Below are 1006 nucleotides of genomic sequence, written 5' to 3'. Positions count from 1 at the left end.
TCAGGTCCAGCGGGATATACTGCCGCGGTTTATGCTGCTAGAGCAGCATTAGAGCCTGTATTAATTACCGGTATCGAACAAGGTGGACAGCTAACCACCACTACCGATGTCGACAATTGGCCAGGTGATGATGAAGGTGTACAGGGCCCAGAATTGATGCAACGTATGCAGCGCCATGCAGAACGTTTTGGTACAGATATTATCTTTGATCATATCCACACCACCGATTTAACTCAGCGTCCTTTCCGTTTGATCGGTGATGCAGGTGAATATACGGCAGATGCCTTGATTATTGCGACAGGTGCCTCAGCCAAATATTTAGGTATGGAATCGGAAGAGGCCTTTAAAGGTCGTGGTGTGTCTGCCTGTGCAACCTGTGATGGTTTCTTTTATAAAGGTCAACACGTCGCTGTTGTCGGTGGTGGTAATACCGCTGTTGAAGAAGCTTTATACCTGTCCAATATTGCTTCGAAAGTCACCGTCATTCACCGCCGTGACTCGTTCCGTTCTGAAAAGATTTTGTCCAATAAACTGCTGAAAAAAGCAGAAGAAGGTAATGTAGAAATCTTGTGGAATCACACGTTGGACGAAGTCATTGGTAATGAGTCTGGTGTCACCGGTATTCGTGTGAAAAGCACGGAAGATGGCTCAACACAGGAGGTTCCTGTACTTGGTGTCTTTATTGCGATTGGTCATCAGCCTAACACCGGTATATTCAAAGGCCAGTTAGAAATGGAACATGACTACATCATCCTTAAAAAAGGAACACAAACCAGCGTGCCAGGCGTGTTTGCAGCAGGTGATGTATCCGATCCTATTTACCGTCAAGCGATTACTTCGGCGGGAGCTGGATGTATGGCGGCATTAGATGCCGAACGTTTTTTGGATAATGATTAAATAATACGATGAGGGGGCTGACCAGCCCCCTTTTTCATGAGGGAATAGACATGAAATATCAGCATATTTTGATTGCAACTGACTTTTCAAAACAAAAAGATCTGATTAG

The 1006-nt window shown here is 45.0% G+C and carries 1 protein-coding gene; it reads left to right on the top strand.

Going from position 1 to position 1006, the window contains the following annotated elements; all coding sequences use genetic code 11:
• The coding region (gene trxB, locus B4K20_RS07125; RefSeq protein ID WP_289282400.1) for a thioredoxin-disulfide reductase at positions 1-897 on the top strand (897 nt) is incomplete at its 5' end.
• Positions 898-1006: the final 109 nt, after the last annotated feature.

It is taken from the genome of Methylophaga sp. UBA5088 (assembly GCF_002414625.1).
GTDB lineage: Bacteria > Pseudomonadota > Gammaproteobacteria > Nitrosococcales > Methylophagaceae > Methylophaga > Methylophaga marina.
The sequence above is the reverse complement of the archived record's forward strand: the minus strand, read 5'-3'. Positions and strand labels throughout refer to the sequence as shown.